The organism is Micromonospora sp. CPCC 205558 (genome assembly GCF_036902955.1).
Lineage (GTDB): Bacteria > Actinomycetota > Actinomycetes > Mycobacteriales > Micromonosporaceae > Micromonospora.
The window spans coordinates 1-11954 of sequence record NZ_JBAKHR010000057.1 but is presented as its reverse complement, the minus strand read 5'-3'; the positions used below and the strand labels follow the sequence as shown (position 1 = coordinate 11954).

Genomic DNA, 11954 nt, shown 5'->3' with positions numbered 1-11954 from the left:
AGTTCGCTCGGAACCTGCAGACTCCGTCGTGGCTGTGGGTCCATATGGCATCTGACGACCGCGCTGCCCCCGCCCCGCCCCGCCCCCCCGTCCCCGCCCCGCCCCGCCCCGCCCCGCCCCTGCCCCCGCGATCTTGCAGTTTCGAACTGGTTTTTGTCGCTCATGAGCTGTTCTGTCCCGTCAGAAAGTGCAAGATCGCGCGGGTGTGTGGGGTGGGGTTGGCGGCTTGGCGGATCCGGGTGTCGTTGTAGCGGACGCCGCCGAGCAGGAAGCGCCGGGCGAGCGCGAGCCAGCCGCACACACCGCGTTCCAGCAGCCAGAGCGGGGCCGCCAGCGCCGTGGTCGGCGGGAACACCCGGCCGCCGCCGGCGCGGCGGCGACCCGCCTCGGCCAGGGCGACGACCCCGGCCACCGCGCCGAGCAGCAACCCGGGCCGGCGCGACGCGACCGCCGCCGCCAGCGCCGGCAGCACCGCGAGCACTGTCAGCAGGCGAGCCGGCTGAGCCAGATCGTCGTACGCCTGACGGACCCGTTGACCCCGGAAATGCGCGGCGTCCGGAGGCAGCCGGCGGACGTACAGCCAGGCCGGGGCGGCCTCGATGCCACCGTGCCCGCGCACGGTACGGATCAGCTCCAGGTTCTCGAAGAGCACGTCCGGGTCGTACCCGCCCATGGCGAGGAAGGTGCTGCGCCGCACGGCGAGGGTGCCCGGGTAGTCCGCCCCGAGCGCCCGGTTGAGCAGCGTGCGGCCGGTGTCCCACCAGGCGTGCCAGGGCAGCGGGTCGAAGTAGTTCTGCGGTCGTACCAGGTCGGCCCGGCCCAGCAGCCGGTGTACCGCGGTCAGCGCCGCCTCGTCGTACCGGACGTCGTCGTCGGCGATGACCACCTGCTCGTGGTCGGCCGCGCGGACGCCGGTGTGCACCCCGCGCACCTTGCCGTTGAGCCCGCGTTCGTTCGGGTCCGGTGGGAGGTGCCGCACCAGACCCCGCCACGCCTCGGCGTGCCGGGCGAAGAGGCCCGCGGGTGAGCCGTCGACCACCAGCACCTCGACCCGGTCACCCAGCCAGCGCAGGTGGTCGGTCAGTTCGGCCAGGCCGGTGTCGGTGTGCCAGCGCAGCGGCAGCACGTACGTCATCGGTAGACGGACCGGCGACGGGCCGGCGCCCTCGTGTTCGACCTCCCGCCGGCGCGTGCGCCGGGTGTCGCCGGTGGGGCCGAACGAGGACATGACACCTCCGTGGCGGACAGGGGCGCGGTCGGTGCTGAGCAGCATCTGCCCGCATTTCCGTGGATCAAACGGCCTGGTCGTTTCGACTGCCGGGCCCCGGGGTAGCGCTGCTCGGCCTCGCCGCTCACGGTGAGCCGCGGGGCGGGTGTCAGGCGGGGCGGAGGTCAGGCGCGCGGCGGACGTTGGTGACTGTCAGGCCGAGGGGCGGCAGCGCGGGCATCCGGTGCAGGTCCAGTGCCAGGTTCTGGACCGGCACGTCGTAGCGCATGGCGGCGGTCAGGTTGGTGACCGCGCGCTTCATCAGGTCGATGGTGATCCACTCGCCGGCGCAGCGGTGACCGGCCCAGTGGTCGCCGCCGCCCTGCGGGATCAGCTCGAACGGGTCGACCGGGCGGCCGGCGAACCGCTCCGGGCGAAACAGCTCCGGTTGCGGCCAGAGCGCCGGGTGGTGGTTGGTGCCGTAGAGGTCGAGCAGCACCCGCCGGCCCTTCGGAAAGTGGTGGCCCTGCCAGTCGAAGGAACGCCGGACCCGGGCCGCCGCCATCGGGAAGAACGGGTAGTAGCGGCGCACCTCCTGGACGAAGTGCCCGGTGGCCTCGTCGTCGTCGCGCACCCGTTCCCGCCAGTCTGGATGGTCGTGCAGGGCGAGCGCGGCGAAGGCGATGTACTGGTCGACGGCGACCACCGGGCGTACCACGTTGAGCAGCTCCACCGCCGCGATCCGCCGGGGGAGGAGCTTGCCGCGTCGGTCTCGGTGTTCGGCGATCACGGCCAGGGCGCTGCCGGGCGGCGCCGGGGCGAGACCGACCCGGGTCCGTTCGATGAGGTTGGCGAGCCAGCGTTCGGCGCGGTGTCGGGCGAGCCGGCCCCGCCAGTGCCGGGGGCCGATCACCGCTGGGCCCTCGATCATGGCGTGCAGATCGGCGGCGCGGCGCTCGACCTGAGACGTCGCCAGCGGCACCCCTGCCCAGGCGCAGACCACCCGGGTCAACAACCGACCCAGCTCGTCGTAGAGCGACACCGGGCCGGCGCCCTCCCAGGCGGTGATCCGCGTCCGCCACTCGTCGTCGAAGAGCTGGCCGAGTCGCTGGATCGCGGCCGGCGTCATGATCGACATGAACATGGCCTTGCGGTCGGAGTGCTCCGGCCCGTCCAACCCCTGCACCCCACCCCGACCGGTCAGGGTCCGCTGCACCCGTAGCGGCATCGCGGTGTCACGTCGGAAGCGGTCGTTGTCGTAGAACAGCTCCGCCGCCGGCCGGCCGCGCAGGCAGATGGTCGTGGCGAGCAGGATCCGGGCCTGGAAGACATCGCTGCCGTACCGCTCGCAGCGCTCGCCGACGAACCGGTAACCGGCGCGGAGCAGTGCGAGGGTGCTGTCCGGGCTGCGGTCGACCGGCATGGTCGCCATCGGGTCTCCTCACGCGCAGGTGCGGCTGGTCGCCACAGACCTCCGCGGTTACCCCCGTCGACGCCGTTGAACCCCGCCCGGCTGGCCCCTCCCAGGAGCGGCGGAACCTGGTTTGCTGCTGGTGGGACGACCACGGGGAGGGCGGATGCGCGACAACAGATCGCCGCACTGGCGGCAGCGGCGAGCGGCCGGAGCACTGGGCGGAGGCCGCGACGGGCGGTCAGTGATCGGGCCGCCACGGCGACCCACCCGTCCGCACCGGTTCTTCACCGTGCACCTGGGCTTCACCGCGCCCGGCCCGGCCGAGGCGCGCGAACTGGCCGTGGCGTACGCCGAGGCGCTGAGCCTGCTCCGTTCGGAGGTGGCACTCGGGGCCGCGGCCCTGTCACCGGCGGACGCCTGGCAGCGGGCCGAGCGGCTGTTCTGCGGCGCGGTCGGCCCGGACGGGGAGCGCTGCGTCGACGTGGCCGGCCATCCGGGCTTCCATCACGCCCCGGGCCCCGGCGGCCTCGGCTGGGGCGACGGCGACGGCCCCGGCGATGGTTGACCACCGGTCCCGGCCGGTCACCCCCGCGAGTGCGTCGGCCCGGCCGCGCGCGTGGCCGTGCCGGTGTCCCGACCACGGGCACCGACACGGCGATCCACCGCCGACCGGTCGGCGGGCACGATCAATCCAGGTCGAACTCGCCGTCCTGCGCGCCGGCCACGAAGGCGTCCCACTCGGCCTGGGTGAAGACGAGCACCGGCCCGTCCGGCTCGGACGAGTTGCGCATTCCGATCAGGTCGTCGACGAAGGCGACCTCAACGGCGCTGTCGGAGGTGTCCCCCTCGGCCCGCTGCCAGACCGCCCGAGAGAGGTCGAAGTCGCCCTTGGGGTGCTGCGCCATGGTTCTTTCCTCCAGTGCCGAGGGTCATCTGGTGACCGGGTGCCGATCCCCATCGGGCAGGATAAGGGGATGGCGAGCCTGACCCGTGTAGAGGCGACCGCGCGTGGCGCGGCGATTACTGTCGAGTCCTATCAGGTGGACCTCGACCTGACCGGTGACGGTGACCTGTTCCGCTCGCGCGTCGAGATCCGGTTCCGGGCCACCGCCGGCGCCGCGACCTTCGCCGAGGTCAAGCCCGCCAAACTGCTCGGCGTACGCCTCAACGACCGTGACCTCGACCCCGATCTGCTCACCGACAACCGGTTGCCGGTCGACGACCTGGCCGCGGAGAACACGCTCGTCGTCGAGGCCGAGATGGCGTATTCCAAGACGGGCGAGGGCATACACCGCTTCGTCGACCCGGCCGACGGTGAGACCTACCTCTACGCCGAGTCTTTCCTCGACAACGCGCAGCGCATCTTCGCCGCCTTCGACCAGCCCGACCTCAAGGCCCCGTTCACCCTCTCGGTCACGGCGCCGCCAGAGTGGATCGTCGCCGGCAACGCCGAGGTGGCCGCCAACCCGACTCCCGGGCGCTGGGAGTTCGCCCCGAGCGCACCCCTGGCCACGTACTTCTTCTCGCTGATCGCCGGGCCGTACCACGTCCGCCGAGCCGAGCACGACGGCATACCGCTGGGCATCTACTGCCGGCGGTCGCTCGCCGAGCACCTGGACGCCGACGCCGAGGAGATCTTCACCATCACCCGGCAGTGCCTGGACCGCTTCCACCAGCTCTTCACCGAACGCTACCCGTTCGGCAAGTACGACCAGGCGTTCGTGCCCGAGTTCAACGGCGGCGCGATGGAGAATCCGGGCATCGTCACCTTCCGCGACGACTTCATCTTCCGCTCGGCGGTCACCGACACGCAGCGCGAGCAGCGGGCCGGCACCATCGCCCACGAGATGGCCCACATGTGGTTCGGTGACCTGGTCACCATGCGTTGGTGGGACGACCTGTGGTTGAACGAGTCCTTCGCGGAGTACCTCGGCACCCGGGTGACCGCCGAGGCGACCCGGTTCGATCAGGCCTGGACCACCTTCGCCATGCGTCGCAAGGCCTGGGGTTACGCCGCCGACCAGCGGCCCTCCACCCACCCGATCGCCCCGCAGGAGGTGGCCGACGCCGAGGAGGGCCTGCTCAACTTCGACGGCATCTCGTACGCCAAGGGCGCCAGCGTGCTGCGGCAACTGGTCGCGTGGCTCGGCGACGAGGCATTCCTCGCCGGCCTGAACGCGCACTTCGCCGCACACCGCTTCGGCAACGCCACCCTCGCCGACCTGCTGGCCAGCCTCTCCGCCAGCAGCGGGCGGGACCTGTCCGACTGGGCCGAGCTGTGGTTGCGCAGGGCGCAGGTCAACACGCTGAGTGCCGAGGTCGCCGTGGACGCCGACGGCCGCTACACCGAGGTGGCGGTGGTGCAGACCGCCCCCGCGTCGCACCCGGTGCTGCGCCCACACCGGATCGGCGTGGGCCGCTACTCGATGGACGGCACCGGGCGGCGCGACGAGGTGGACATCGACCCGAGCGCCGACGGGGGCCGGACCGTTCTCGGGGCGCTGACCGGCGAGCCGGCGGCCCGGCTGCTGCTGCTCAACGACGGTGACCTCACCTTCGCGAAAGTACGCCTCGACCCGGCGTCGGCGGACGCCGTCGCGCTCGTGCTGCCCGGTCTGACCGACCCGCTGGCGAGGGCGGTGCTCTGGCGCGAGGCACTGGACGCGGCGATCGACGGCGAGCGGCCGGTCACCGGCCTGATCGACCTGATGGTCGCCGCGCTGCCTGCCGAGACCGAGGTGATCATCGCGGAGGATGTGCTGACGCTCAGCCGGTCACTGGTCGACCGCTACCTCGACCCGCCGACCCGGGCCACGGCGCTGGCCAGGGTCGCGGGGGCGTGCCAACGGTTGCTCGACGGCGCGCCGGCCGGGGAGTCGTTGCAGCTCGCCGCCGCCCGGGGTTGGATCGCCGCGACCAGCGATGCGGATCTGCTCGTCGGTTGGCTCGCCGGCCGGGACGTGCCGGCCGGTCTGAAGGTCGACGCGGAGCTGCGCTGGGCGGTGCTGCGCCGGCTGGTGGTGCTGGAGGCCGCCGGCGAGGCGGAGATCGCCATCGAGGCCGCCGCCGACAACAGCTCCACCGGCGCGGAACGGGCCGCCCGGTGCCGGGCGGCGCTGCCCGACCCGATGGCGAAGCAGGCAGCCTGGGAGATCCTCGTGCGGGACACCGGGCTGTCCAACCGACTGTTGGAGGCGACCGCCGAGGGTTTCTGGCAACCCGAACAGGCCGAGCTGACCGCCGCGTACGTCGATCGGTACTTCGCGGAGATGCCGGCCGCCGCGCACCGGCGTACCCCCTGGACGGCCGATCGGGTCGCGGCCCTGGCGTTCCCCCGCTACACCGTGGCGCAGCCCACCCGGGAGGCGGCCGCGGCGCTGCTGGCCCGCGACGACCTGACTCCCGGCCTGCGCCGGGTGGTGACCGACGCCGACGACGACCTGCGCCGCGCGCTGGTCGCCCGGACGGCGGTGGCCGCCGCCTCGGCCTGAACGCTGACCAGCGCGGGTGGCCGGCCGGCCACCCGCGCCCACAGCTCAGCGCAGGGCGGGCTCTGCCGTGACCGGCGCGTCCCAGTCGATGACGTAGCGCTGCTCGCCGGCGATGGTCTTCTCCGGGTCCAGCACCGTGCGCACCATCAGCGGCATCAGCAACGGCATCAGCGTCCGCGCGACCGCACCGGGGGCTTTCGCATGGTTGATCCGGGCGGCGCGGGCCGCGACCTTCTCCACCCGCGTGCGACGCAGGCGCACGTACGCGGCGAACGCCGCCTCGACGTCCGGCAGGTCGCGCAGGCAGCGGGCGAGCTGCACCGCGCTCTCGATGGCCAGTGAGGCACCCTGCCCCGAACTGTTCGACGGCGCGTGCGCCGCGTCGCCGACCAGCACCATCCGGCCCCGATGCCAGTGCGGCACGGGCGGCATGATCTGCAACGACCCGACCACCTGGAGGTCGTCGGCGTTGCTGGTCGCGATCAGCTCCCGGCCCGGGTCGTCGTCGCCGTAGGTGGCGCGTAGCGTGTCCAGCCACTGCTCCGCCGGCACCGCCCGGGCCTCGACCAGACTCATCGGCCGTTGCTGCGGCAGGTTGGCCCCCCACCGGGTGCCGCCGCCGGGCTCCGGCCAGTACAGGTAGTAGCCCCGTCGGCCGAACGCGAACGTCATCGTGCCCGGCTCGGCGTCCACCTCGTGTCGGGCCACCGCCTCGAAGCCGAGCAGCCCGGTGAACCGGGGGCCGGGCGCGGCCGGGTCGATGAGACCCCGGACCGTGGACCGGATTCCGTCCGCGCCGACCAGGATGTCGGCGGACGCGGTGCTGCCGTCCTCGAAACGTGCGATCACGCCGTCGGTGGTCTGCTCGGCGTCGACCAGCCGCTTGCCGTACGCGAACGGCACGCCCTCAGCGAATGCCTGGTCGTGCAGCACCTGGTACAGCTCGGCCCGGTGCACCACGTGCAGCGGCGGCACCCCGGCCAGCGTGGGTAGGTCGATGCGGCGTCGGCCGGCGGCGAGGGTGTTGCGTCCGATCGGTGTGGCGATCGCCGTCACCGCCTCGTGGACGCCGACCGTACGCAGCGCCCCCACGCCGTTGGGCGCGAGGGCGAGGGTGCCGCCGATGCCGTTGGCCGTGGTCGGGTACGCCTCGTAGACGGTTGCGGTGATGCCGGCGCGGCGCAGCGCGAGCGCTGTCACCGGCCCGGCGATGCCACCGCCGATGACGATCGCGGTTCGTACCGTGGTCATGCTCTCTCCCTCGGTGTGGTTGCGCGGGCGCGCGGACCTGGTGTGGTCGGTGCGCGGGCGCGTGGACCTGGGAGGGAGCCCGGTTATCCTCGTGGTTGCCGCTTCGGGCCGGGTGCCTTCCCAGGCGTCGGTTCGGGGTCAGGGCCCCGGTGAGGTGTTGGCGCACCTCGCCGGGGCCGTTCTTCATTCGGTGGTGTCGGCTCTCCGGCTGCTGGTGGTTGTGGTGTCGGTGCTGTCGGGGCTGGTCTTCGGTGTGCTGGTTCTCTCGGCCAACTCGGTCAGCTCGGCCGGCATCTCGCCGGTCTCGTGGAAGGCCCGCCAGGTGTCCAACCCGGGGTAGCGTCCCGAGGTCAGCTCCGCCAGCAGTGCCCGCAGCCAGGCGGCCTCCGCGTCCCGCATGGCGAGGTCGTACTCCGACTCCACCAGAAACAGCCGTGGAATCTCCCGCAGGTGCGCGTCGAGCGTTTCGCGGTCCTGGCGGATCGCGGCCTCCAGCAGGTCGAGCCGTTGTTGCAGCAGGTTGGTGGCCTCGTCGGGATGCAGTGCGGCGAGCACGGACAACCCGGCCCGGAAACGGGGGTGCTCCGCCATCGGGGTGGAGACCAGCTCGCGCGCCCAGTCGACCAGCTCGGCCCGGCCCGCGTCGGTGATCCGGTACACGGTGCGTTCCGGGCGTCGGCCCTCGCGCACACTCTCGACCGCCTCGATCAGGTGGTGTTTGTCGAGGTTGCCGATCACCGTGTAGAAGGACCCCCACTTGAACTCCATGTCCTGGTCCTTGCCCCAGGCGCGAAGTGCGGTGGCGATCTCGTACGGGTGCATCGGCCGCTGGACCAGGGCGGACAGCACGGCCAGCGCCAGCAGGTTGCCGACCTTGCGCCGCTTCGGCACGACGCCCCCCTTCGCTCGTCGACGGTTACTCGTCAACGAATATACGCTGCCGTGCGGGACGATGCGACCCCCTTGTTGCGGGACGTGGCCCGGAGAGGGTGACGTACGGCGGTGCCGGGCCGGGACGGTCGGCCGCGACGCTCGGCCTACGATCACTGGGTGGAGGAAGATATCCGGCGGATCGGGATCATGGGTGGCACCTTCGACCCGATCCACCACGGGCACCTCGTCGCGGCCAGTGAGGTGGCGGACCGGTTCGGCCTGGACGAGGTGGTCTTCGTCCCCACCGGGCAGCCGTGGCAGAAGGCTGACGAGCCGGTCAGTCCGGCCGAGGACCGTTACCTGATGACCGTGATCGCCACCGCCTCCAACCCTCGCTTTCAGGTCAGTCGGGTCGACATCGACCGGAGCGGGCCGACCTACACGGTCGACACGCTGCGTGACCTACAGGCTGAGTACGGCCCCAAGGTGCAACTCTTCTTCATCACCGGCGCGGACGCCCTGCAACGCATCCTGTCCTGGAAGGACCTGGACGAGATCTTCGAGCTGGCTCACTTCATCGGCGTGACCCGGCCCGGTTTTCCGTTGAGCGACAAGCACCTCCCGGCGGACACCGTCAGCCTGATCCAGGTGCCCGCGATGTCCATCTCGTCGACCGACTGTCGTGCCCGGGTCGCCAGAGGCGAGCCGGTCTGGTACCTGGTGCCCGACGGTGTGGTGCAGTACATCGCCAAGCGGAGCCTCTATCAGCGCTGAATGCATCCGTTATGCCCGGGTTTGCCCTCGTAACCGGTCAGAACTGCACGATCGCGGTGCCACCGGGTATGAGACGCTTGGAGGATCGCACGCTTGATCGAAGGAGAACGGTGACAGTTTCCGAACGCGCTCACGAGCTGGCTATCGCGGCCGCCCAGGCCGCCGCCGACAAGAAGGCGCAGGACATCGCGATCATCGACGTCGGCGACCAGCTCGCCATCACCGACGCGTTCGTGCTCGCCGCTGCCCCCAACGAGCGTCAGGTGCAGGCCATCGTCGACGCCATCGAGGAGAGCCTGCTGGAGCTGCCGGAGAAGGCGAAGCCGGTGCGGCGCGAGGGCGAGCGGGGTGGCCGTTGGGTGCTGCTCGACTACGTCGACATCGTGGTGCACGTCCAGCACACCGAGGAGCGCGAGTTCTACGGGCTCGACCGCCTCTGGAAGGACTGCCCCACCATCCCGTTCGTCGACCGCGACCTGGTCGAGGCCGACGCCAGCGGGTCCGCCGCCGCCGAATGACCCGACTGATCGTCTGGCGGCACGGCAACACCGACTGGAACGCCGCCAACCGTGTCCAGGGGCAGACCGACGTACCCCTCAACGAGCTTGGTCGCGACCAGGCCCGCGCCGCCGCGCCGCTGCTCGCGGCGCTGCGACCCGACGCCATCGTGTCCAGCGACCTGAGCCGCGCTGCGGAGACCGCCGCCGCGCTCGCCGCGCTGACCGGCCTGCCGGTCCGCACCGACGCCCGGCTGCGCGAGCGGCACTTCGGTCAGTGGCAGGGTCTGTACCTCACCGAGGTCGCCGAGCGCTTCCCCGACGAGTACGCGCGCTGGCGGGCCGGCGACCCGGACCCGGGCGCGGATCTGGAGCCGCTGCGCGCCCTCGGCGAGCGGGTCGGCGCCGCGCTGCGGGAGGCGGCCGAGGCCGCAGCCGGCGGCACGGTGGTGATCGCCACCCACGGTGGCGGCTCCCGACAGGGCATGGGCCATCTGCTCGGCTGGGACCCCGGTGTGCTGCGCTCAGTCGGTTCGTTGGCCAACTGCCACTGGAGTGAGCTACGGCACGACGACCGAGCGCCGGCCATCGGGCGTCCGCAGGACGTCAGTGGCTGGCAGTTGCGGGCGCACAACGTCGGCCTGATCACCGCACCGGTCGCCGTCGACGCGATCTGAGCGCTCGCGCCTCGGCGTTCACGGCCTCCATCGGCTAGCGTGCCGGGCATGCCCGTCGCGGTTGTCATCGACTCCACCGCCTACCTTTCGCCCGAGCTGGTGCAGGCGCACCGGCTGACCGTCGTGCCGTTGACCGTCGTGCTCAACGGCGCGGAAGGGCTGGAGGGGGTGGAGACCCAGCCGGCCGACGCGACCCTGGCACTGAGTGCCCGCCGGGTCACCGCGACCACCTCCCGCCCGGCACCCGAGCAGTTCGCCCGCACGTACCGCCGACTGCTCGACGCCGGTGCCGACGGGATCGTCTCAGTGCACCTCTCCGCCGCGCTGTCCGGCACGGTGGATGCCGCCCGGCTGGCCGCCGCCGACCTGGACGGCCGGGTGGAGGTCGTGGACAGTCGCTCGACGGGCATGGGGCTGGGCTTTCCAGCCATCGCCGCCGCGACCGCCGCCGAGGCCGGGGCCGACCTCGCCGGGGTACGCGACGCGGCGCTCGCCGCCGTTGCCCGCACCACCGTCTGGTTCTACGTCGACACGCTGGAGTTCCTCCGCCGGGGCGGCCGGATCAACGCGGCCGAGGCACTGGTCGGCACCGCTCTGTCCGTCAAGCCGATCATGCACATGCCGGACGGGGCGATCGTGCTGCGCGAGAAGGTCCGCACCGCAAGCCGGGGAGTGGCCCGTCTCGTGGACCTGGCCGTCGAAGCGGCCGGTGACGACGACGTGGATCTCGGGGTGCACCACCTGGCCGCACCGCAACGGGCCGAGGCGTTGCGCGCCGCGCTCACCGAACGGTTCGGCGACCGGCTGCACGACACGTACGTCTCCGAAGCGGGTGCCGTCGTCGCCGCGCACGCCGGGCCAGGGCTGGCCTGTGTGGTCGTCCACCGTCGCCCGGAGGGCTGAGCCGTGCTCACGTCGTGCGTGGTGACCGGAGGCGGTCGCGGTGTCGGCCGCGCCGTGGTGGAACGGCTGCTGGCGACCGGTGCCACGGTCGTCGTCCTGGAACACGACGCCGACGCGGTCGACTGGCTGGCCGGCCATCCGGCCGCCGATCGGCTGATCGCGGTGGTCGGCGACGCCGCCGACGAGCAGGTGGCCGAGCGCGCCGCCGAGCTGGCGGACCGCGCCGCACCGCTGACCGGCTGGGTGAACAACGCAGCGGTGTTCCGCGACGCCACGCTGCACTCCGCGTCGGCCGACACGGTCCTGGACCTGATCGGGATGAACCTGCGCCCAGCCGTCGTGGGCGCCGCGGTCGCCGTCCGCCGCTTCCTGGCCCGCGCCGACGGCGGCGCGATCGTCAACGTCTCGTCGCACCAGGCCCGTCGACCGGTGTCCGGCGCCCTGCCGTACGCGACGGCGAAGGCCGCCGTGGAGGGGCTGACCCGGGCGCTGGCCGTCGAGTACGGGCGGCACGGCATCCGCGCCAACGCGGTAGCGCTCGGCTCGATCGCCACCGAGCGGCACGCCGAGTTCCTCGCCACCCAGGAGCCCACCCAGGCCGAGTGGATCGACGCCGAGCTGACCAGGCTGCACCCGGTGGGCCGCATCGGGCGGGCCGACGAGGTGGCCGAGGCGGTCGCGTACCTGCTGTCGCCAGCGGCGAGCTTCGTCAACGGGGTGACGCTGCCGGTGGACGGCGGCCGGGCCGTGCTCGGCCTCGACCCGGAGGCCCGCTGACCGTTCTCGTCGCTCGGCTTCTAGCTGCAACGCCGTTCAGTTAGGCGTTTTGGTGGGCCGTCAAGCGTGTCGTGGAGACGAGGCAGCGGA

The 11954-nt window shown here is 72.4% G+C and carries 12 protein-coding genes; 7 read left to right on the top strand and 5 right to left on the bottom strand.

Translation table 11 applies throughout. The annotated features are described in order from the left end of the window. Positions 1-160: 160 nt before the first annotated feature. Together V6U86_RS33130 and V6U86_RS33125 are read right to left on the bottom strand one after the other, a co-directional pair. On the bottom strand, positions 161-1228 hold the full coding sequence (locus V6U86_RS33130) for a glycosyltransferase (protein WP_334510469.1): 1068 nt from the start codon (positions 1226-1228) through the stop codon (positions 161-163). Between the two features lie 148 nt (positions 1229-1376). Then, positions 1377-2639, bottom strand: a complete 1263-nt coding sequence (locus V6U86_RS33125) for a cytochrome P450 (protein ID WP_334510467.1) — start codon at positions 2637-2639, stop codon at positions 1377-1379. 145 nt (positions 2640-2784) lie between these two features. Here V6U86_RS33125 and V6U86_RS33120 point away from each other — a divergent pair, with 145 nt between their 5' ends. Next, positions 2785-3186: a hypothetical protein gene (locus V6U86_RS33120; RefSeq protein WP_334510465.1), complete on the top strand. Its 402-nt coding sequence runs from the start codon at positions 2785-2787 to the stop codon at positions 3184-3186. Positions 3187-3307: 121 nt separating this feature from the next. On the opposite strand, the gene V6U86_RS33115 is transcribed toward V6U86_RS33120, so the two are convergent. Then, entirely contained in the window at positions 3308-3526 is a 219-nt protein-coding gene (locus tag V6U86_RS33115; RefSeq protein ID WP_334510463.1) for a DUF397 domain-containing protein, read from the bottom strand. 69 nt (positions 3527-3595) lie between these two features. Between V6U86_RS33115 and pepN the strand changes: the two genes are divergently transcribed. After that, a complete protein-coding gene (gene pepN / locus V6U86_RS33110; protein ID WP_334510461.1) occupies positions 3596-6112 on the top strand; it encodes an aminopeptidase N in 2517 nt (838 codons plus the stop codon). A 45-nt stretch (positions 6113-6157) separates the two neighbouring features. Here the strand turns inward: pepN and V6U86_RS33105 are convergent, their stop codons facing one another. Both V6U86_RS33105 and V6U86_RS33100 read right to left on the bottom strand, forming a co-directional pair. Continuing rightward, entirely contained in the window at positions 6158-7363 is a 1206-nt protein-coding gene (locus V6U86_RS33105) for an NAD(P)/FAD-dependent oxidoreductase (protein WP_334510458.1), read from the bottom strand. A gap of 183 nt (positions 7364-7546) precedes the next feature. Further along, a complete protein-coding gene (locus tag V6U86_RS33100; protein ID WP_334510455.1) occupies positions 7547-8254 on the bottom strand; it encodes a PadR family transcriptional regulator in 708 nt (235 codons plus the stop codon). 159 nt (positions 8255-8413) lie between these two features. On the opposite strand from V6U86_RS33100, the gene nadD reads away from it, so the two are divergent. The 5 genes from nadD (at position 8414) to V6U86_RS33075 (ending at position 11864) form a co-directional block, all read left to right on the top strand. After that, a complete protein-coding gene (nadD, locus tag V6U86_RS33095) occupies positions 8414-9010 on the top strand; it encodes a nicotinate-nucleotide adenylyltransferase (protein ID WP_030336528.1) in 597 nt (198 codons plus the stop codon). A gap of 110 nt (positions 9011-9120) precedes the next feature. After that, the gene (rsfS, locus tag V6U86_RS33090) at positions 9121-9528 is read left to right on the top strand and encodes a ribosome silencing factor (protein WP_334510451.1); all 408 of its coding nucleotides are present in this window, start codon (positions 9121-9123) and stop codon (positions 9526-9528) included. After that, the gene (locus V6U86_RS33085) at positions 9525-10184 is read left to right on the top strand and encodes a histidine phosphatase family protein (RefSeq protein WP_334510449.1); all 660 of its coding nucleotides are present in this window, start codon (positions 9525-9527) and stop codon (positions 10182-10184) included. Before rsfS ends, V6U86_RS33085 begins: the two co-directional genes overlap by 4 nt. 48 nt (positions 10185-10232) lie before the next feature. Next, the gene (locus V6U86_RS33080) at positions 10233-11087 is read left to right on the top strand and encodes a DegV family protein (protein WP_334510447.1); all 855 of its coding nucleotides are present in this window, start codon (positions 10233-10235) and stop codon (positions 11085-11087) included. 21 nt (positions 11088-11108) lie between these two features. Then, on the top strand, positions 11109-11864 hold the full coding sequence (locus tag V6U86_RS33075; protein WP_334510445.1) for an SDR family NAD(P)-dependent oxidoreductase: 756 nt from the start codon (positions 11109-11111) through the stop codon (positions 11862-11864). The last annotated feature ends 90 nt before the right edge of the window (positions 11865-11954 follow it).